The organism is Virgibacillus sp. LDC1, assembly GCF_025792345.1.
Lineage (GTDB): Bacteria > Bacillota > Bacilli > Paenibacillales > Paenibacillaceae > Paenibacillus_AQ > Paenibacillus_AQ lautus.
In genome coordinates, this window is the sequence record NZ_JAOXLZ010000001.1 from 3,976,632 (window position 1) to 3,998,010 (window position 21,379).

Annotated in this window: 17 protein-coding genes; 4 read left to right on the forward strand and 13 right to left on the reverse strand. The window is 50.1% G+C overall.

Annotated elements, in window-relative coordinates:
* Positions 1–2 precede the first annotated feature (2 nt).
* On the reverse strand, positions 3–1,799 hold the full coding sequence (locus OHJ21_RS17940) for a S9 family peptidase (RefSeq protein ID WP_486020751.1): 1,797 nt from the start codon (positions 1,797–1,799) through the stop codon (positions 3–5).
* A gap of 272 nt (positions 1,800–2,071) precedes the next feature.
* Here OHJ21_RS17940 and OHJ21_RS17945 point away from each other — a divergent pair, with 272 nt between their 5' ends.
* On the forward strand, positions 2,072–3,463 hold the full coding sequence (locus OHJ21_RS17945; protein ID WP_326114384.1) for a SpoVR family protein: 1,392 nt from the start codon (positions 2,072–2,074) through the stop codon (positions 3,461–3,463).
* A 126-nt stretch (positions 3,464–3,589) separates the two neighbouring features.
* On the opposite strand, the gene OHJ21_RS17950 is transcribed toward OHJ21_RS17945, so the two are convergent.
* Together OHJ21_RS17950 and OHJ21_RS17955 are read right to left on the reverse strand one after the other, a co-directional pair.
* Positions 3,590–4,651, reverse strand: a complete 1,062-nt coding sequence (locus OHJ21_RS17950; protein WP_100538917.1) for a globin-coupled sensor protein — start codon at positions 4,649–4,651, stop codon at positions 3,590–3,592.
* 212 nt (positions 4,652–4,863) lie between these two features.
* Complete coding sequence (locus tag OHJ21_RS17955) at positions 4,864–6,759, reverse strand: PrkA family serine protein kinase (protein WP_100538918.1); 1,896 nt, start codon at positions 6,757–6,759, stop codon at positions 4,864–4,866.
* Positions 6,760–7,024: 265 nt separating this feature from the next.
* Here OHJ21_RS17955 and OHJ21_RS17960 point away from each other — a divergent pair, with 265 nt between their 5' ends.
* Positions 7,025–7,801, forward strand: a complete 777-nt coding sequence (locus tag OHJ21_RS17960; RefSeq protein WP_326114382.1) for a DUF2161 family putative PD-(D/E)XK-type phosphodiesterase — start codon at positions 7,025–7,027, stop codon at positions 7,799–7,801.
* Positions 7,802–7,939: 138 nt separating this feature from the next.
* On the opposite strand, the gene OHJ21_RS17965 is transcribed toward OHJ21_RS17960, so the two are convergent.
* Both OHJ21_RS17965 and OHJ21_RS17970 read right to left on the reverse strand, forming a co-directional pair.
* Positions 7,940–9,154: an aminotransferase-like domain-containing protein gene (locus OHJ21_RS17965; protein WP_100538920.1), complete on the reverse strand. Its 1,215-nt coding sequence runs from the start codon at positions 9,152–9,154 to the stop codon at positions 7,940–7,942.
* Between the two features lie 109 nt (positions 9,155–9,263).
* Complete coding sequence (locus OHJ21_RS17970; RefSeq protein WP_100538921.1) at positions 9,264–9,920, reverse strand: DNA-binding response regulator; 657 nt, start codon at positions 9,918–9,920, stop codon at positions 9,264–9,266.
* Between the two features lie 381 nt (positions 9,921–10,301).
* On the opposite strand from OHJ21_RS17970, the gene OHJ21_RS17975 reads away from it, so the two are divergent.
* On the forward strand, positions 10,302–10,709 hold the full coding sequence (locus tag OHJ21_RS17975) for a hypothetical protein (RefSeq protein ID WP_071218139.1): 408 nt from the start codon (positions 10,302–10,304) through the stop codon (positions 10,707–10,709).
* Positions 10,706–11,791, forward strand: coding sequence for a phosphodiester glycosidase family protein (locus tag OHJ21_RS17980; RefSeq protein ID WP_100538922.1), 1,086 nt, complete (start codon positions 10,706–10,708; stop codon positions 11,789–11,791). Before OHJ21_RS17975 ends, OHJ21_RS17980 begins: the two co-directional genes overlap by 4 nt.
* Positions 11,792–12,072: 281 nt before the next feature.
* Here the strand turns inward: OHJ21_RS17980 and OHJ21_RS17985 are convergent, their stop codons facing one another.
* The 8 genes from OHJ21_RS17985 to OHJ21_RS18020 all read right to left on the reverse strand — a co-directional run bounded on the left by OHJ21_RS17985 (position 12,073) and on the right by OHJ21_RS18020 (position 21,200).
* Positions 12,073–12,327, reverse strand: a complete 255-nt coding sequence (locus tag OHJ21_RS17985) for an AbrB/MazE/SpoVT family DNA-binding domain-containing protein (RefSeq protein ID WP_009595823.1) — start codon at positions 12,325–12,327, stop codon at positions 12,073–12,075.
* 195 nt (positions 12,328–12,522) lie between these two features.
* On the reverse strand, positions 12,523–12,987 hold the full coding sequence (gene trmL / locus OHJ21_RS17990; protein WP_100538923.1) for a tRNA (uridine(34)/cytosine(34)/5-carboxymethylaminomethyluridine(34)-2'-O)-methyltransferase TrmL: 465 nt from the start codon (positions 12,985–12,987) through the stop codon (positions 12,523–12,525).
* Between the two features lie 129 nt (positions 12,988–13,116).
* Positions 13,117–14,205 carry a 3-phosphoserine/phosphohydroxythreonine transaminase gene (gene serC / locus OHJ21_RS17995; protein ID WP_100538924.1) on the reverse strand — a complete coding sequence of 363 codons (1,089 nt, stop codon included), beginning with the start codon at positions 14,203–14,205 and terminating at the stop codon, positions 13,117–13,119.
* A gap of 102 nt (positions 14,206–14,307) precedes the next feature.
* Positions 14,308–15,210 carry a hypothetical protein gene (locus tag OHJ21_RS18000; protein WP_486020754.1) on the reverse strand — a complete coding sequence of 301 codons (903 nt, stop codon included), beginning with the start codon at positions 15,208–15,210 and terminating at the stop codon, positions 14,308–14,310.
* A 60-nt stretch (positions 15,211–15,270) separates the two neighbouring features.
* Entirely contained in the window at positions 15,271–17,997 is a 2,727-nt protein-coding gene (locus OHJ21_RS18005; protein WP_486020756.1) for a GH36-type glycosyl hydrolase domain-containing protein, read from the reverse strand.
* Between the two features lie 25 nt (positions 17,998–18,022).
* The gene (locus OHJ21_RS18010; protein ID WP_100538926.1) at positions 18,023–18,859 is read right to left on the reverse strand and encodes a carbohydrate ABC transporter permease; all 837 of its coding nucleotides are present in this window, start codon (positions 18,857–18,859) and stop codon (positions 18,023–18,025) included.
* Positions 18,859–19,752 carry a carbohydrate ABC transporter permease gene (locus OHJ21_RS18015; RefSeq protein ID WP_100538927.1) on the reverse strand — a complete coding sequence of 298 codons (894 nt, stop codon included), beginning with the start codon at positions 19,750–19,752 and terminating at the stop codon, positions 18,859–18,861. The genes OHJ21_RS18010 and OHJ21_RS18015 overlap by 1 nt, the downstream gene beginning before the upstream one ends.
* A 107-nt stretch (positions 19,753–19,859) precedes the next feature.
* Positions 19,860–21,200, reverse strand: coding sequence for an ABC transporter substrate-binding protein (locus tag OHJ21_RS18020; protein ID WP_326114376.1), 1,341 nt, complete (start codon positions 21,198–21,200; stop codon positions 19,860–19,862).
* Positions 21,201–21,379: the final 179 nt, after the last annotated feature.

Sequence of the window (21,379 nt, forward strand, 5' to 3'; positions counted from 1 at the left end):
TCTTACTGATTGCGCTTCAGGAATTCGACCATCCGCGCATAAGCGATTTTTTCGTTGGCCTTCTTCGTAATGCCATGTCCCTCGTCTTCAAACACGAGATACTCTACGTCACGGCCCTTCGCCCTCAAGGCTTCCACGATTTGGTCGGATTCCTCTTTGACGACACGCGGATCGTTAGCCCCCTGGATGATCAGCATCGGGTTCACCATCCCATCCAGGTATGTAATCGGCGAGTCCTTGATAAAGCGATCTTTATCCCGTTCCGGATCGCCTATCCAGCGCTCCATAATCGGCTTCCAGTGCTCCGGTACCGAATGGTAGAAGGTAAACAGGTTGCTGACGCCAACAATGTCAATGGCCGCTTTGAAATACTCCGGATTACGCCCTGCCAGCAGCAGAGTCATATAACCGCCATAGCTGCCGCCCATCACGAAGAGCTTCTCACGGCTCGAGATGCCTTGCTCAAACAGCCAATCCATGCCTGCCAAGCAGTCCTTGCGCGGTCCCTCGCCCCAATCCTGTTCCACCAATTTCACGAAGGAGCTGCCGTAACCCGTGCTTCCCCGGAAGTTCGGACAGAAGATGTGATACCCTTTGGCCAGGATATACTGGAACATGGAGCGGAACTGCTTGCGCTCCGAGGCTTGCGGGCCGCCATGCGGCCAAAATACCGTATAGCCGTTCGCCACGTGATCTTTGGCGCGGAACAGGAGCGCTTCAATCTCCATACCGTCAAAAGATGGATACGTCACAACCTCCGGTGTCACCATGTCCTCGTCGGTTAATCCTGTCAGAACGTTTTTCGTGATCATGCTCCATGCGCCATCCGCATAGCGGTAAATGTTAAGCGGCTTCACGGCGCCGCGGGCGAGCAGGTACAGATTGCCGGACTTTGTCACGTTCAACTGCTCCACGATGTCCGATGGGAGAGGAATGGCAGTTAACTCACCACTGTCGAGCGAATAGGCATACAGTCGATCCTCCACCCCTTTTTCCGTGACAATGTAGAGGGTTCGTGAATCCTTATGGTAGCGCAAGAGCTGAATGCTCTCCCGGTCGATGCGGCACAGCGGTTCAAACTTCTGCTGCGGGATGTCGTAACGGGCCACATAAGAAAATTCCGATTCAAAGTCTGTTGCAAAAATGACCTGGTCATTGCCGGCAAACAGCACATCCCCCGAAATATGCACCTGTTCCGGCGACGGCGTCAAGCACAGCGGCTCTTCGCCCTCTCGCTTCACGTAACTAACATAGTAGGTGTTGGCATACACTTTCGTATACGCGATGGTTCTCTCGTCGGGGCTCACAGCACACATTTCGGTCGACGTCACCTCGCCTTCATGCAGCAAATGATCCTCCTTGGTGTCCAGATGATATACGTGCGAATTCAGGAAGGACGGATTCCCCTTCGACGTAACGTAATACAGTCGCTTGCCGTCCTCCGATAGATGCACAAAATAATGTTTGTCATCCGCCTCCGCCCCTTCGAACAAAGGCATCGGCTCGCCGCCGTTCCAGGGCAGCGCATGAAACTGATAATTCTCATTCCCGTCACGGTCAAACGCCGTTAAGATATGCCGCCCTTCCGGGTCCAGCTTGATAAAGCTTGCGATCTGGTCATTGTATGTAAGCGGGTATGGGTAGGATGTCTCCCCTTCTAACTCCATGGCCCATAAATTGAATTTTCCGTTTAGACTGCTGCTGAATACAAGCCGTGATTCGTCTGCACTGATTCCGAAGGTACGAATGCCATACGTTTGAAAAAATTGCTCCACATCGGGTTTAGGAAATTCGATCATTCATTTGCCTCCCTGACCTCATCTTATTATCCATCGGTAAATAAATGGAGAAGTTTGCCAAACCGCTGGATTATTCTCATTATAACGCAAAGCATCGTAAGGGTCACCGTTACATAGTCGGGCAGCTTGCTAAGTCTGTAGACCGAGAGGATGTACAATTTTTGACAGGGGCCTGTATATATTCCCGGCGTCCCTCTTCTGCCCGCATATCTGCAGCAAGATCCCATATAAATGATAAGAACCATGTTTTTAATGACGAAGGGGGGATTCTCGTGCACCAAGACGAGATCGCGGAACTGGAACGTTCCATTGCGGAGATTACCGAGATCGCTACAGGCTTTGGCCTTGATTTTTACCCTATGCGATATGAGATCTGCCCGGCAGACATCATATACACCTTCGGCGCCTACGGCATGCCTACCCGGTTCAGCCACTGGAGCTTCGGAAAAACCTTCAATAAAATGAAGATGCAGTACGACTTCGGCCTTAGCAAGATCTACGAGCTCGTGATCAACTCCAATCCGTGTTATGCGTTTCTCCTGGACGGCAACTCCCTGATTCAGAATAAACTCATTGTCGCCCATGTCCTTGCACACTGCGACTTCTTTAAAAACAACGCCCGCTTCTCCGTCTCCAACCGCAATATGGTCGAGAGCATGTCGGCTACTGCCGAGCGCATCTCCCGTTATGAGATTGAGCATGGCACGGAGGCGGTTGAGCAGTTTATCGACGCGGTGCTGGCGATTCAAGAGCATGTGGATCCGCATATCGTGAGGCCCGATAAACTGGATAAGCAGCGGTACACCGCACGGCGGATGCAGGAGCAGAAAGAGGAAGCCAAGCGGCAAAAGCCTCCCGGCCGGTACGACGATTTATGGGATATGGACGAAGACGGCGAAGACAAAGCCGACAAATCGCCGGCAGCACCTAAACGCTTCCCGCCCGAGCCGGAGAAAGATATCATGTGGTTTATTCAGGAGCACTCCGACATTCTGGAGGATTGGCAGCGGGACATTATGAGCATGCTGCGGGAGGAGATGCTGTACTTCTGGCCGCAGATGGAAACCAAAATCATGAACGAAGGCTGGGCTTCGTACTGGCATCAGCGTATTCTGCGGGAGATGGACCTGACCAGCGAGGAAACGGTGGAATTCGCCAAGCTTAATGCCTCGGTTGTGCAGCCGTCGCGCCACAGCCTGAACCCCTACTACCTTGGGCTGAAAATCTTCGAGGATATCGAACGCCGCTGGGACCGGGATAAGATGTTTGATGTCCGTGAATACGACTCCGATATCTCCTTCCTGCGCAATTATTTGACAAAGGAATTGGTGGAGGATCTGGACCTCTATGTCTTTGAGAAAAAAGGACCGGAGTGGAAAATCACCGATAAGGCGTGGGAAAATATCCGCGACCAGCTGGTCGTCTCCCGCGTAAACGGCGGCTCGCCGTTTCTCGTGGTGACCGATGGCGATCATCTCCGCTCCGGCGAGCTGATGATCAAGCATCTGTACGAGGGCGTTGAGCTTGACCTGAAATATATGGAGCGCACCATTCCCTATGTTTACCGGCTCTGGGGCAAACCCGTGCATCTGCACAGCATGATCGAGGGCAAACCGATCCTGTTCTCCTATGACGGCAAGAAGCTGCATCGGCGATTTATTTAACCACGCTTGAAGGACAATATGGCGCCATATAACAGCAGCACCCGCGAAGGGTAAGTTTCCTCCTTCGCGGGTGCTGCTGTTCATTTCATATAGCGCACACATCATCTGTTCGCTCTCGGATCCCTGTTATACACTTACCTTCTCGGATACGTTTTCCTCCTGGACATCGTGCTTCTGAACATCATATTCATGTTGAAGTGATTCCAAATCATCGGCCAGTTTTTCCATCATTTTCACAAAAGCAGCTAATTCCTGCGAGCTTGCCGCCTGATTACGTGCGTTCATGGACGTTTTTTCCGATTCCTGCTCTACAAGACCCAGCTTGCGAATAATGCCGCTAACCTTGTCCTGAATCTCATCCATCGCCTTCTTGGAGTTGGTGGCCAGCTTTCGAACTTCGCCGGCAACCACCTCGAAGCCTCTGCCTAACTCCCCGGCATGAGCAGCCTCAATCGCCGCATTCAGACCGAGCAAGTGGCTCTGATCCGAGATTTCCCTAATCAAGCTGCCCATCTGCTCAATATGTAGAATTTCCTCGCCGAGCTCGGAAGTCAGCGAATGCGCTTTATCTTGGGCTTCTGCAGTTTTGATTGCATTGTCTGCCATTAAGGCTGCACTTTGATCCAGCTCCACAATCATGGCAGTTAATTCTTGAACTGCATTTGTAATCGCTTCCAACATTCGTTGTTGATCCGATACCAAATGGTTGATCTTCTCTTTCTCTTTCATTTCGTAAGCTTCCAGGACGAGCTGGGAGTCCAAATTAAACATCTTGCTCAGCGCATGCACCACGTGGATCCACTGATCCGGTACGATTTGCTTCAGTAAATCGGTGGCAATGTCCAGATAAACCATGTAACTTCCAAGATAATAATCTGTTTTCAGGCCGATTCTGGAGTGAACTTGTCCGATCTTAATCCGTTCGGCAATATAAGCATCGTCCACTCTCCCTGCCGCAAGCGACATCCAGTATACCCGCTGGGTCTCCTTAAGCCGCTCCACGTTCGAGGTACGCTCGATAATCTGCATCAGGTGCGGCTGCGTCCCGATCTGCGCGTAAAACCGGTTAACGACCTCTTCAACTACCTTCGCAAACACGTCACGATGATTGGCCAGCAGCTCCAACCCTTGTTCATCCAATCCGATATACTCCAACTGTTGGCGTCTTTTCGGGGAAACATCAATCATTTCGAAAAATCCACTCCTAAATAGCGTGATCCATATCACAGGTTCAAGTACTTAGGGTCCATTATAGACTATATTTACCATACAGACATAATGCCAAAGTCCTAATTGTGTGTATATTTGCACCGAAAAACCGGGCCATTTCATCCCAAAACATGAGAAACCACCCGAATTCACAGATGGTTTCTCATGGCATTCCATTCTTCTATTCGTTATTACCGATTCAACAGACTGCCCACATATCGCAGCAGCTCGTTCGCGCATACCGGGCAGTACCCATGCTCCTCGATCAGTCTGGAGCTAACCTCGTTGATCCGTTTCAACTGCACGGCATCCGGCGTTTTGGTCGAGGTCGTAATCTTGACGATATCCTTCAGGTCGGTGAACAGCTTCTTCTCAATCGCCTCGCGCAGGCGCTCATGATTGTTATACTCGAACTTTTTGCCCTTCCGGGAATAAGCCGAGATGCGTATCATGATCTCCTCCCGGAAAGCCTTCTTTGCGTTTTCCGAGACACCGATCTGCTCCTCGATCGAACGCATCAATCTTTCGTCCGGATCCATCTCCTCATCGGTTAACGGATCGCGGATTTTCGTCCAGTTGCAGAATGCCTCGATGTTATCCAAATAATTCTCGAACAGCGTCTTGGCCGACTCCTCAAAGGAATACACAAAGGCTTTCTGGACTTCCTTCTTCGCCAGATCATCATACTCCTTGCGTGCGGCAGCGATAAAATTCAGATAACGCTCCCGCTCTTCCTTGGCAATCGAAGCGTGCTGATCCAGCCCATCCTTAATTGCCCGCAGCATATCCAGCGCGTTAATGCACTGAAGATCCTGCTTAATCAAAGCACTGGATATCCGGTTAATGACATATCGCGGATCAATCCCGGACATGCCTTCTTCCAGATACTCATTCTGCATTTCTTTCAGGTCCGCTTCTTTATATCCTTCGACTTCCACCCCATCGTACATGCGCATCTTCTTGATCAGATCCATCCCTTGCTTCTTCGTTTCCTTCAGGCGCGTCAAAACGGAGAATATCGCGGCAGAACGAAGCGCGTGCGGCGCGATATGGATATGCTTCATATCACTTTGGCCGATCAGCTTCGAGTAGATCTTCTCCTCGTCGCTGACTCTCAGGTTATACGGAATCGGCATGACAATCATTCGGGATTGCAGCGCCTCATTTTTCTTATTGGCGATAAATGCTTTATACTCGGATTCGTTGGTGTGGGCCACGATCAGTTCATCCGCGCTAATCAGCGCAAACCGGCCCGCTTTAAAATTCCCTTCCTGGGTCAGGGAGAGCAAATTCCACAGAAATTTTTCGTCGCATTTCAGCATCTCCTGGAACTCCATCAAACCACGGTTGGCTTTGTTTAACTCGCCGTCAAAGCGGTAGGCCCGCGGATCCGATTCCGAGCCGTATTCCGTGATGGTGGAGAAATCGATGCTGCCGGTCAAATCGGCAATATCCTGCGACTTGGGATCCGATGGACTAAACGTACCGATGCCGACCCGGTTCTCCTCGGAAATTAATATCCGCTCGACTTCAACCTTTTCGATATCACCGCCGTACTCGGTCTTAAGCCGAAGCTGGCAGGCCGGGCACAAATTCCCCTCGATTCGGACGCCGAGCTCCTTCTCGATCTCCGGTCTGAGCTCCAGCGGAATCAAATGCAGCGGCTCTTCCTGCATCGGGCAGCCGGCGATCGCGTATACCGCTCCCCGGTCGGTACGGGAATGCTTCTCCAGGCCGCGCTTCAGCAGCGTAACCAGCGTGGATTTCCCGCCGCTGACGGGCCCCATAAGCAGCAGTATGCGCTTGCGAACATCCAGTCTGCGGGCCGCGGAATGGAAATATTCCTCAACGAGTTTCTCAACAGCTCGGTCGAGACCGAAGATTTCCTGTTCAAAAAACTTATATTTTTTCTGGCCCCCGCTCTCTTCGAAACCGTAGGATTCGATCATGTCATATACACGGGCATGTGCCGTCATGGCTGGAGAGGGATCCTTCTTAAGTATTTCAATGTATTCCCTGAATGTGCCGCTCCACGCCAAACGGTCGCCTTCTGCCCGATACGATGCTATGCGTTCGAAAATATCCATTTCGCTACCTCCTATGAGTCTGTTTATGGGGATTGGCTTCCATTCCACAGCGTCATTAGAAAACATTCCATTTTCGAAAAAGTGTATTACATACCTATGCGACTTACTTGGAATAGTTGACCTTATTTTCGAAGTCATGCGCATGCAATTTTATCTAACCACCGGTCCATTCTACACTCGGGTACGCCACGCGAGCCGTCCCCATGCTATACTGAAATTACATTAACTTGACATTAAGCATCTTTCGAATAAAAGGAGAGTCATCATGGCGATAAAGCATGAAGCCGAGCTGTACGCTCCCCTCAAGGCCTTTTTTGAATTGAACGGTTATGAAGTGAAAGGCGAAGTGCGCCACTGTGATCTTGTCGGCATGAAAGAGGGCGCCGATGAACCGCTGATTGTGGAATTGAAAAAAACATTCAATCTGGCCCTTCTGCTCCAGGGCATCGAGCGGTTGAAGCTGACCCCGTACGTTTACCTTGCCGTCGAGAAGAGCCGGGCGAAGAAAGGAGCCGTCAATCAGCGCTGGGCGGAGCTGACGGGGCTCTGCGGACGTTTGGGACTTGGACTCATTACGGTCACCTTTTACAAAACCAAAGCGCCCTTCGTCGAGGTGCTCTGTGAGCCGGAGATGGCCGTGCAGAAGGGACGGACCGCCATCAGGCGCAAGGAACGCCTGTTGTATGAATTTCGTGAGCGCAGCGGCGATTACAACACGGGCGGGGTGACGAGGGCCAAGCTGGTTACCGCTTATCGCGAAAAGACGCTGCGCGTTGCTGCTGCCATGAATGCGGCGGAAGTGGAGCAGCTGGGCTCGCGCGAACTCCCGGAGGGTCATGAGCGGCAAGAAGGAACTGCCCCTGCGGTGCTCACCGGCATTTCTCCGGCGGCTGTGCGGGATCGAAGCGGGGTGGGATCGGCGGCTGACATTCTGCAGCGCAATTACTACGGCTGGTTCCGTCGGGTGAGCCGCGGACGCTACGTGCTGACGCCCGCCGGCGTACAGGCCCTGGCAGATTATGCTTCCGTAGTGAAATCATAGATTTTATATGCAGACCCTCAAGCAAGCAAACATTCGCCCATGAAAAAAAGCTGCTGATTCTATTCCGAACCTGAAATCAGGCTCAATCAGCAGCTTTGCTATGTTATACACGATTTCGCAAAAAGAAACCTTCCACGTCTAATTCCGGGCTGTAAATTCCATCACGGCTTCGCTGATGAGATTCATGCCGAGCAGCAGCTCATCCCGCCCCGGATGCGTAAAATTCAGCCGGATACACTCACGGGTGCGATCTGCTGCCGAGCACATCGAGCCTGGCAGGAATGCAGCTCCTTTTAATAGAGCGGCTCTTAAGAGCGCATCCCCATTCAAGCCCGGAGGCAGCTGTACCCAGAGAAACATCCCCCCGGGAGGCACCGCATACTTTGAATCCTTCCATGCGCTGCGTTTCAGCAGCTCCACCATCAGCTTGAGCCTCGTTGCGTATTCCCGATTGAGCATGGCGATATGATCTTCCAGCTTAAAATGCTTTGATTCCAGCAGATGATGCAGCATCCGCTGGTTCAGCATGCTGGATTGCCAGTCGGCCATCTGCTTCACAGCCGTCATCATCTCAATCAAGCGCCGGTTCCCGGCAGCCCATCCCGTACGCAGCGCCGGCGCTACGGTTTTACTGAACGAGCCCACATACAGAACATGTCCTCCCTGCGGCTCCTCAAGTGAGAAGATGGAAGGAATTCGGGGCTTCGGATTCTTGGCGTCTGCAAAATAAAGATCGCCGTAAGAATCATCCTCCACGATAAGAAGTCCATGCGAGATACACAGCTCCAGCACCTGCTTGCGCCGTTCCAAACTCCACATCACGCCTGTGGGATTGGTAAAATTGGGGGCAGCCATCAGCAGCTTCGGCTTATGCTGCCGGATCATGGCCTCAAGATGCTCCGGCAGCATCCCGTCTTGATCTCCCTCCACAGGTACGATGACGGCACCTTGGAGACGCAGCACCTGGAGCAGTCCCGGTGAGGTTGGATTCTCCACCAGCACCGGATCGCCTGGGTCCACATACACCCGGACCAGCAAATCGATGGCCTGCTGGGTGCCCGTTGTCAGCAGAATATGCTGGGGCTGAACGCTCAGGCCTTTACGCCTGGAAAAGTCCTCGCTCAGCCACTCGCGCAGCGGTCCATAACCTTCTGCCTCACCGTACTGCAGGGCGAGCGGGTCCTCGGAGAGCACCGATGTCGCCGCTTCTGCCAGTGAATGCAAAGGAAATAACTCTTCGGCCGGCAGCTCTTCTGCCAAGGAAATAAAAGAATCCCGCTTCGCAAGTTCCCTGATATCGCGCAGCGGGGATGACAAAAGGGTCTGTGCACGGGAAGCAAAGGAATACTGCATGGAAGTCCCTCCTCTAACCGTTATCAAAACCTCGGTTTTGTATTCAGGAGCCTCTTAACAACCTCTAAAAGGTATTCCTGATATGTATATATTATACCTTAATCCTGCATTAGGCATATATTTGCCTGCCTTGGCGGGTATACAGCGCATACTTCTCGATCGCCTGCGCACGGGTGGATACCCCGAGCTTCACATAAATTTTGCGGAGGTAATTGTCAATCGAGCGGCGGCTCACCTGAATTTCCATGGCGATTTTGTCGTATGTAATGCCCTGGACGATCCGTTCCATTATAAAAGCCTCCGTTTCGGAGAGCTGGAGTCCGCCTTCGTTCATTGCAGAGGCCGTTAACGGCCAGATGCCTTGCCTTACCCAGTCGAGCGGCAGCGAGGCAACACCTTCCCGGAGTCCGGTAATCATATGTATGAGCTGAAATGTGGATGCCTGCTTGGACAATAGGCCGCTAGCACCGCGACTGATCAAGGATTGCAGCAAAGGAAGGCCATCATTGTCGGTCATAATGACGACATGGGTCTTCGGGGACAGCTGCTTCATCTGCTCCAATACGGCTTCCGAGGTATGTTCCGACAAATGATAATCCAATAGTACCAAGTCAGGAAGCAAATCCCCGACCATTCGAAGCCCTTCTGAATCCGAGGAGGTCATTCCCTCCACGAGCAGATCCTGCTGCTCTTCCAAAATCAATTTTGTTCCCAGCATGCTTGTAGGTTGACTGCCAACGATAACTACCCGCCAACACTGATTCATTTTCTAATAGACCTCCTGTATCAACAATCTTGAATCTCTAGTATCTCTATTAAGTAAGCGCCGTCAATTTCTTACATATCCGGTATTGCGAATCCCCGTTGTTTGCAGATATGGATAGACGCAATTCGGAGCCGTTATTCGTATAGAAAAAAGGTTAATTAATCCTATAGGCGCAGGGCCTTTGACGGTATGCATGGCGAATGTCTTATATGTATCCTATTTGATAATCAAATCTATACAGATTGTATCCCACTCTATCTTTCTAGGCAATCTATTTTTCATAAAAACAAGTGCTATTGGTTCGTCTTTGCGAAAGTAATTCTGACATGTTAGAATGAAATTTGGAAAAAATGATAGTTTTTGAGGGGTGATGAAATGCCAATGTTGGAGCAGGAACACAATACCCCCTATAAATCCCGTGAGGAAGTGCAGCAAAAGGGGCCATCCACCAAATGGTTCTGGGTATTTTGGATTGTTCTCATCGGGCTGGGTACCACCGCAGCCTACCTATATAGCAATCACTTGAAGGAGCAAGTCGTGGTGCAGCTGCAGCAGGATACGCGCCAGGAGATGGCGTCATTCAAAGCAGAGTACGACCAAAGGTTTAACGAGCTGGTTCAGGAAATGGACGAAATGCAGAGCAAGGTTCAGTCGTTTAATGAGCTGCTGACCTTTACCAAGGATCAGGCTAGCGGCAAAACAGACAACAGCAACAAGCTGTACAGTCAACTAAGCCAAGTTGAGAAACAGCTGAAGGAGCTGGAACGCAAGATGGAGCTGCTGAAGTGAGAAAACTGAAGTATATCCGTCCCAAGCAGTTAAACCGTACGTTTATGCTGGCCATTGCACCTTTTATCGGAATGCTGCTGTGTATGTGGTTAATCACGGAACCGCCGCGTCTGTCGCACGAAACCGCGGAGTACATACCATCCGGCAGCATATCGGAACAGTCAGCCGTTATTAAACAGGATTTGGATCAAGCTGCCGTCTCTGCGGAGCAGACGATATCCTCCATTGAAAAAACGGCCAAGCTCTATCGGCAGACAACCGCCACAGTAGGAACCATTCTGCAAACAGCGGAATCGCAAGCCGCGCGCCCGGAGCAAATCTATAATCGCCGGATCACCACCAAACTGGGTGTCCCTATTGAAACGGTCAACAGTGACCGGATTCGAATTGAGTTGTACAAGATCAATCCCGGCACCTATCACGGGTATGCGATGAAGGTCAAACTGAAAGACCCTTCCGCGATGAAAATGTCGCTTGGAAGCGAAAGCGGCAGACCCGGGTCCGTCGAAACCACCATGCGTGCCGTAAGCAGGCATGGTGCGGTTGCGGGAATTAATGCCGGTGGATACGCTGACGGGAACGGGGGCAGACATCCGCTGAGCACGACCTATTATGATGGCAAATACGTCTCGGGGTTTCAACCGAGCTTTAAGGATCTTGCCTTTGTCGGCATGAGCAAATCCGGCAAGCTGATCGGTGGCAAGTTCTACAGTCAGAGCGAGCTTGACCGGCTTGATCCTATGTTCGGTGCTACCTTTGTACCCGTGCTGCTCAAAAACGGCAGCAAAACGACAATACCCGAGAAATGGAGAACAACTCCCGGCAGGGCACCGCGTACCGTCATCGGCAATTACAAGGACGATCAGCTGCTCATTCTGGTTACCGAAGGATATGATGAGAAGGGCAAATCGGGAGCCACGCTGCAGGAGCTGCAGAACAAGCTTAAAAAGTTGGGCGTGATTGACGCTTATAATCTGGATGGCGGCGGGTCCGCATCCCTAATCCTAAACGGCCGCGTCGTGAACAAACCGTCGGACGGAAGTCTGCGGCCGGTACCCACGCACTTCTTATTTTTCAAATAATGGAGCCGGCTTGATATTCTCGTTTATTTTTTTGCCCAAGGTGGTTATAATAAAGAGTAGCTTAGCAGGAGGTGGCAAGGATGTCTTTCTCATTAACATTTTGGATCGTCATGCTCGTATTCGCCCTTTATATGGTTGGCATTTGGACCGCGTCATACAATGATGATAAAACCAAAGGCCTGTAAGGCGTCTCCCTCGTATATCGGGGGAGTTTTATTTTTTTGAGGGACAAAAAAGGCACCGCTCATTAGCGATGCGCAAAAAGTAATTCGTGTGAGGTACTAGGCATGTTTGGGAAGCTGCTGCATTTCGGACATGCATTGTGAACAGATATAGCGTTCTTTAAACTCGCTTACTCCGTCCATAGAACCACAGAAGACGCATTTCGGACGATAGCGCTCCAATATAATATGGTCCCCCTGTACAAGAATTTCTACGGGATCCCCCTCGTTCATTTGATATCTCTTGCGTAGAGACTTAGGCAGAACGATTCTTCCCAGCTGATCAACTTTACGAACAACACCAGCAGGTTTCATAACGATTGTACACCTCTTTCATTTTCAACAAGTGATTTCTGACACCACAGTTCAGAACTGATAACAAGGGCCTAGTATAATAGTTCGATAAAAAGTTGTCGAATCCTGCTGGAAATTAAGAATTTCTTAGTTTTTTTCAATATCAACTAGGTATACTGGATGATTTTCCCGAAAAAACTCAACGTTTTGCAAAATTTATTCCATACCCGGGAAATCTAATTGACGTAATGCCTCATACACCATAATTGCTGCGGAGTTGGACAGATTCAACGAACGCACCTTATCCGTCATCGGCATGCGAATACAATGCTCGCTATTCGCGGCTAGCAGCTCCGGAGGCAGTCCCTTGGTTTCTTTGCCAAACACCAAAAAATCTCCGTCTTGATATTCGATATCCATATAACGCTTGGTTGCCTTCGTCGTGGCGTAGAAATAGCGTCCTTCGGGATAGAGTGCCTGCAGCTCCTCAAAGGAATCATGATATTCAATATGTACGGCATACCAGTAATCCAGCCCGGCCCGTTTCAAGGTTTTGTCATCGGTATTAAAGCCGAGCGGACGGACCAGGTGCAGATGGGTGCCCGTTGCGGCACAAGTTCTGGCGATATTGCCCGTATTGGCTGGAATTTCCGGTTCGACTAGTACGATGTGTAATGCCATGTTGATAAGTCCACCTTTTCATCTGTTTTATTTTTATTATAACCGATTCCCTCCCGATTTCCCGGGATATCCAGAAATAACCTTCCGCCAAACCGGCGGAAGGTTATCATTGTGTAATCTTGTATAATATTAGCTGTGACTATTCTTAAACTGCTGCATGAATTCTACCAGCGCCTGAGCGCTCTCATACGGAACGGCGTTATAGACCGAAGCCCGCAAACCGCCGACGCTGCGATGACCCTTCAAGCCGACAAAGCCTGCTTGCTCCGATGCCTTCACGAATTCCTTCTCCAGCTCCTCAGAGGCAAGACGGAACGTAATGTTCATATCGGAACGCACCTCTGCATTCACGCATCCGCGGTAGAAGCCTTCGCTGTTATCGATGGCATCATAGATGAGCGCGGCTTTCTTGCGGTTCATCTCTTGAACGCCTTGCAGTCCGCCCTTCTCCTCAATCCACTTCAGCACTTCGTTGATCATATAGATGCCAAAAGACGGCGGCGTATTGTACAGCGAGTTATTTTTCAAATACGTATTGTAACGGAGCATAGTCGGCAGATGTTTAGGAGAATCTGTAATCATATCCTCTCTGACGATCACAACGGCAACGCCGGACGGCCCCAAGTTCTTCTGGGCACCCGCATAGACCATCGCGAATTGGTTCAAATCGAACGGACGGCTGAGGATATCGCTCGACATATCACAGATAAGCGGCACCGAACCGGTATCCGGGAATTCCTTAAACTGCGTGCCTTCGATCGTTTCATTGGAAGTAAGATGGAGGTAAGCTGCATGATCCGACAGCTTGATGTCTTCAAGACTAGGCAGAGCCATGTACTTGCTCTCCTCAGAAGAGGCTGCCACATGAGTTTCGCCGATCAGCTTGGCTTCTTTAATCGCCTTGTCAGACCAGCTTCCCGTCATTACATAGTTCGCAACCTGGTCTTGTCCCAAGAAGTTCATCGGAATCATCGCAAATTGCGTGCTTGCACCGCCTTGAATGAACAACACCTTGTAGCCGGATGGATTCCCCAGCAGGGACAGCAGGCGCGCCTGCGCTTCGTTATGAACGGCTTCATATACAGCACCGCGATGAGACATTTCCATGATTGACATGCCGGTATCCCCGTAATTGACGAATTCGGCCTGGGCGCGCTCCAACACTTCAAGCGGCAATGCAGCAGGTCCTGCGTTAAAATTGTATGCTCTCTTGCTCAAAAGACTCTCCACCCTTTCTCTACTATGAATGCTAATTAACGCTAATCATAGCAACAATCCCATAGACCTTCAAGTGTAATTATTCACATTAAATTGTTCCGGTTACCAGCAAAAGAATTGATACTTTCTGCTCCAGGATCTCTTTTCTCCGGGTGCCAGGCTTAATCGAATAAACACTTCTGGCGAAATAACGTGGCCGATCCCCCACAGGGCCATATGCGCCACCGTAAAATCGCTGATCTCCCTCACTCCCGCCCTGCTGGCGCTGTGCGTTAGCTGCCAGGAATAAGGATAATCGCTGCCGTTAAAGCCTTGCATTCTCCCATAGAAGGGCTTGTGGGGTCTCTCATTCCAGCATACCTCGCAATCATGAACAGACAGCAGGCCCGAGGTATAATCCGATTCGACCTCCGTAAAACGGACAGGGACAGGCAGCTTGAGCTTATACTCGGGTCCTACCGATTCCTCATTAATCCCTATGAAATTATGAATGTACTCCTCCGTATCTATCCTTTGGCTCCCTTCATTGAAGAGCTCATAATCTATCGTCAACGCCGTGTCCTGAATCGAGATTTTTTTAACGAGCTTTGCCGCATACCCCTTGACGTTCCTAGGATGAATCGTATAGGTGATACTCACGTCATCCGAAGTGATATCCACATCGAAGGGTTCCACCGGATACGTATACTGAAAGTGATACGAGTCCTTGCTGATCCGTTGAAGAAGGCCCACCCCTAATTTAGGAAACCACCCGCCTACTTCGGCCTCTGCATACCCCATACCTTCATGCAGTCCAAACTCGTTGCACAACCCGGAACCACCCTGAGGGTTAAACCCATCCGCAAACTCATGAACACAGAATGTGTGACCGCTCTCGGTCAATTTGGCCTGGGTAATGAAACCGGTCCGGTCAAAACGCGTGCCTTGGTAACGACCAACCTCCGCTATATCGACTTCCAATTGTCCGTTTGCTAATTGATGTCCCAAAAAAATCGCTCCATTCATGATGAAGAAGCCCCGGCCGACTTGCCTGCCAGGGCTTCCAAAATGTTGTATGCTCGTGTGTCAGGCAAGCTCGACACGAATCCGTTGACACTCGTCATCGGATAACGCGGACAGCAAGCTGCGATCCAATTCGGCTGCCCCCGGTTTCTGACTGCGCAGCTGAATCTTCTCGCCGTTCAGCGTAACCGATTGAATCGTATAGCTTCCGTAATCCAATCGCTTCGGATTGCTGTATACAATCTGAAGCTGTTTACCCGCAAATCGCGTATGCACAACGGCAATGCCATCGGCTCCGAATTGCGAAGGCCTGAGCTTCGGCTCCAAGAGCAGATGTCCCAGTTTTCCTTTCACGCCAAAGACCTCGGTCAGCATGGTAAGCAAAAGCCAGCTTGCCGAACCGGTAAGATAGGGATACATCCCTCTTCCCTTCTCGTTGATGTACTCGGGAATTCCCGGATACATGCGGCTGCGTTCAAAGTCATTGCTCAAATCGTAAATCGATTGTAATACCTCGTATCCCTCTCGGACGAAACCTCTCTTATAAAGAGCGTTAGCGTACATGACGCTCATATGGCTGAACATGGCTCCATTCTCTTTATGCCCGAACGCGAAACCGAATGCCCGCCCCAGATTTTGCTGAATCTCGCCAAAGTTCGTATTCAGACGATAGCCGATGCTCGGATCTTTTAAATACCGATCAACCGACTTCGTAATTTGTCCTACCTGTTCATCGTCCGCAATTCCGCCCATCACAGCAAAGACCTGGCCTGTGAGCGTCATGCGCACGCCAAGGGGATGGTCGCCTTCCACGCGCGCTCCGTCATTATTGTAATAACCATTAAACCACGAGTATCCTTCTTGACTCGTAATCCATTCTTTGCTGCGCAAATGCCGGATGATCCAGTCCGCTTTCCATTTCAAATCCTTCACAACTTCCGCAACGCTAAACTTTCGTTTGTTTCCGGTGACGGAGACTTTAACGGCCTGATAATACTGATCAAGCAGTTCCAGCTTCTCCTGCACATCGTCATAGGAGACGGGAGCCGTTACCGAATCAAGCAGCACGGCCATTTCTTCCGCAATTTCAAGAAACTCCACGCCTTCGCCGTCCTGCCATGCCAGCAGCAGATCGCCAAGCTGCATCAAATTGCTTGCATAGAACGCAGTAAAGGCTACGCTCTCGCCTCTGTCCGGGGCAAGATCGAGACCATCATTCCAGTCTGCTCCCTCAAGCTTGATGTTATTGTGTTCACCGACATTAAAGAACGGAACCAAATTCTGCAGCAGCATGTGCTCCAGTATCGTACCTTCGTATACCTCACCGTTCACGGTTAAGAGCTGATTCCCATGCTCAGGCAGCCATCCGCTGTCCTTCTCCTTGCACCGACTAACAAATACGTCGCGGAAATAGGTCTGCGGCTGCTTCAGGAAATCCAAATCCCCGCTCTGATCTATATAAAGCAGCGTGGTCATGAATGGCCATGCACCGTGATCCATCCATACGCGCGGTATGTTGTTCCGGTCAGCGATAAACTCACCGGGCTTCGTTCCGATAATCGTGGCATTGCTTCCGTCCATCCGGACACCCGCGTAATTATTGAGCAGCAGATACCGGACCTCGGACGGTTCCATGATCATCAATGCGAGGCAGTCCTGCCATAGGTCACGCCATCCACGCCCTCCGCGGCCATAGTCATGATAAGGAAGAAATGAGTTGCCATATAGGCGCCTCAATATCGGCTGCAAGGTTACCCATTTCATCCACAAGTCCTGCTGCTGATCTCCGGTCTGGAAGGATACCGTATTCAGTTTGTCATTCCAATAGGCTTCATTCTGAGCAAGCAGCCCATCAAAGCGATTCTCCGATAAATACGTTTCAGACAGCCTTTCAGTGTCTGCGCGATCCTCTGAAATAACCATTGCCATGACAAAGACCTTGGATTCACCCGGCAGCAATTGAACCTGCGCAAACCGCAAACCTCCTATAGCCTCGTACCCTTCCACGGAGTCTCCTGCCTGTGCGCTTGCTGGCTTATTGGCAATGACTGCCTCAGGCCAATCGAGCGCGCCGCCTTCCCCGATATATTCCTCGAGCACCGGAAAATAACCGATCGGTTCCGCACCGTCCGCTTCCGCCCCCAGCACACTATAGGATACGTGATTGATACGGTGACCCCGCTCGTCAAATGAGAGAGCAGGCTGCACTTCAATCCCTTTACGATGGACAAAGATCCGGTGAAGCAGGGATGTTACGTGACGATGGTCCCTTAGGTCGTCTGCCGAACGGCCATACAGCGGGATCGCCGCGGTAGGGGTCAGTTTTAGCGTCTGCCCGCCTACGTTGGTCAGTTTCACTTTCATTAATTCGATTTTGTCATCCGTCACCGGAACGAAGCTGGTTACTTCCGCTTGCAGTCCGGCCTCCCCGTTCATCCGCGTCAGCTTATGCCATAAAAACCCGGCTTCCAATTGGCTTTCTTCTTCCTTGTTCATGAACCGGCTTGCGTTCTGCTTGGCAGAATTGCCGGTTACGGACCATGCGCCATGCCCGTCAACGTGCACCCAAAAATTACGTGCGGACTTGGAATTATGTAGATCCTCCACCGATACGGGCGACATGAAAAACGTATTATGACTGCTGGTCATTTCACCGTGAAGATTCGGCGTGACGGCCGACATCATGCCGGCCTCATTCACTAAAGGAAAATATAAATAGTTATGATGTCCGGGATCACTTAACTTAAAGACACCCTGGTTCCCCTCAAACTTCCATCCTGTTGATTTCATATCACGATCTCTTCCCCTCTATGCCTTAGGATTTGACGGCTCCTGCAAGAGCACCATCCACCAGATATTTCTGTATGAACGTGTACAGAATGATCAATGGCGCAGCTACGATCGTAATTCCGCATGCCAGCAGCGGCCAGTTATTCCCGTACTGCCCCCTGAATTCCTTCAGACCGAACGTAATAGGATAGTTGGACGGACTCGGGAGATACATGATCGGCCCGACAAAATCATTCCAGATTCCGATCGCGGTCAGAATGACGCCCGTTGCGATAACAGGCTTCATCAGCGGCAGAATGATCTGGAACAGGTAACGGATATATCCGGAACCATCCATTCCTGCGGCCTCATCCAAATCGCGGCTGATCGACTTGATGTAGCCGACAAACATCATGAACACAACGCCTGTTCCCGTCGTTTTCAGCAATATATAACCAAGCTTGGTATCATAGCCGAAGAACGAAACGCTCTCCTTGAAGGACAGCATGAGTTTATACTGGGCAACCATCGGATTCGGAAGAAACTGGGACAGCAAAAAGAACATATAAATAAATCCGCTCCACATCACATATCCGCGCGCGACCGGAAACGCCGCAAACAGCGACACGATGATGGTCAATACCGTCGCCGTTACCGTATAAATCAAGCTGTTCGTGAAATAGCCAGCGAAATTGCCCTCAGACCATGCTTGCGTGTAATTGCCCCATTCGATGTTCTGAACAATCCCGATCGGGTTGAGCAAATATTCGTTGAAGGATTTCAGCGATACATTGAATACGAGCAGAAGCGGAACAACGTAGAGAATCAGCAGCAAACCTATGACGCCATAAGAAAGGATTTGCGTGGTTTTGGAATTTTGCATCAATATTCCACCTCTCTCTTCCGCGTCTGTCTGACGGCCACCACAACAAAGAGGAGAATAATCAGGAACTGTATGACGGATAGAGCCGAAGGAAGACCCATTTCCAAACTTCCCCGGAACGTTTCTTTGTACACGTCATACGCCATCGTCCTTGTATTGAAGCGACCGTCTGTAGTCGCCAGAATGATATCAAAGGTAGACATTGCGCCAATGATGGATAACAGCATATTCACCGTGAAGGACGGTGCGATCAGGGGGAAGGTAATATGACGGAAGGATTGCCACTTGTTGGTGCCGTCAATATGACCCGCCTCATATAAATCTTTCGGGACGGATTGGAGCCCGGCCAGAAAGATCAGCATGGAGTAGCCCATGTACATCCAAATCTGGACGAAAATAATATAGCCAAATGCGTGAGTGAAGCTCCCAAAGAACATGTCCTGATAGCCGAAGAGGGCGTCGTAGAGGCGATTGACCGGTCCGTTTAACGGATCGAACATCATCCCCCAGATCAGAGCGACGACAGCTACGCCCAGTACAACCGGCAGGAAGAATACCGCACGATAGAAGTAATCGCCTTTTAGGCGCTGGTTAATGATGACGGCGATAAACAGAGCGACCCCGTTCTGCACGATCGTAACAACGAACATAAAGATCAGGGTGTTTACGATGGAACGCCACCGCTCCCCTGAGTTCCCCGAGAAAAATAATTCCTTATAATTATCAAGCCCGACAAATTGGTACGTGCTGCCCGGGAGGTTCTTGACATCGGTAAAGGAATAGATGACCGTCAGGATCGATGGTCCAAAATAAAACACGATATACAACGCCATCGGTATCAGCAGCAGCAATAAGGGTATGAATCGGTTAAATCCTTTTCCAAATGGATACATCTCTCTCACCTCGCAAATCCCTTTTCAATGAATGTCGGGGCCTGCTGCACAGACCCCGACTACAGTATGGTTCATTCTATATAGGTTTCTTTATAATAGAAGAATCTTTATTTTGGAGCGGCAGCTTCCCATTCCTTTTGTTGAATGTCAGCCAGTTCTTTTGCTGTTTTGTACGGGCCGCCCGGTGCCAGGAATTCCGTATGAACGCCTTCTGCAGCCAGATGCTCGCCAATATTTTGACGGTTAATCATCATGATTTCGTACGCCAATTCGAACTCTCCGAGATATGGAGTCAGTTCATTATCAATAAATTCACTTTCCGTCTGAATGTTATCCTGTGTCGGGATGAAGCCGGCAGCTTTCACGAATGTCGTGTAATTTTCCGGCTCGGAGAAGAATTCAAGCCATTTTAGGGCTCCTTCTTTGTTCGGTCCTTTCTCCGCAGCATACCAGGTTACGTCATACTTGCCGACAAAGGAGGAATTCTTGGCTGCATCTTCCGTAGCCGGTAGCGGGAAGTAACCGAATTTCAGCTCCGGATTTGCTGCTGCGACGGTCGGAGCATCCCAAGAGCCATCAGCCAGCATGGCTGCTTTTCCTGTGGCAAAATAGGAAGGTGCCGTTGCATAATCAATCCCCATGAATCCGTCAATCATGTAATTGTCTTGAAGCGTCTTCATTTTTTCCAATACTTCGATTGCCTCTTCATCGTTGTAAGCCGTCTCGCCTTTCCACACGCCCTCAATCCATTTCTGCTGATCTCCGCCGCCCAGAATTTTAGCTTGCAGAGCAAATACAGGAAGTTTCAATGGCCATACGTCTTTACCTGCAACAACAATCGGGGTAATGCCTTTGGCTTTCAGATCATCATTCAGCTTGATGAACTCCGACCACGTTTTCGGCACGCTCAATCCATTCTGTTCGAAGATTTCCTTATTGTAGAACAGGCCCGACATCGCAACCTTGCCCGTTGGAATAGCATACACTTTATCGTTATAAGTTCCGGCTTTTTCGATATCGTTAGCGTTATAATTTTTAATGAAGGCTTGGTCGGATAAATCCGCGATTAATCCCGTATCAATCCATTGCTGCCAATCCGGTACTTTCGCTCCCGGTGTCCATTCCTGCGGAGAGAGCCTCATTCCCGATAAATCAGCCAAAACGTCGACGTCATTCGCGGTAATTCTTGCTCTCTGCGCCTGCTTGTATTCGTCGTCCGGACCCGTAGTGGTATACTCTATCGTATACTCGGGATATTTCTCTTCAAATTTCTTGTTGATCTCTTCAACCGCTTTATTGATGTTATCTTGTTTCCAGTGTAAAATTTTGATGACCTTTTTATCACCTTTCGCAGGTGTACCCTTATCGGCTGAATCGCTGCTTCCGCAAGCCGCTAGCGAGAAAGTCAGAGCACCCGCCAAAAGTATTGCTGATAATTTCTTAATCATTTCGTTACCCCCTGAAATTAAAGTGCAATTCATTATGAAACCGGATTCATCATTCCGCTTTTTCTCGCCCAGTACCATCTTGATGTTACGAAACATTTATTATAAATTTTCGTAATTTAACGAAATATACCGAAAGCGGTTTCGCAAGGCCTATTATTACTCATTATTTTTTGTTTGTC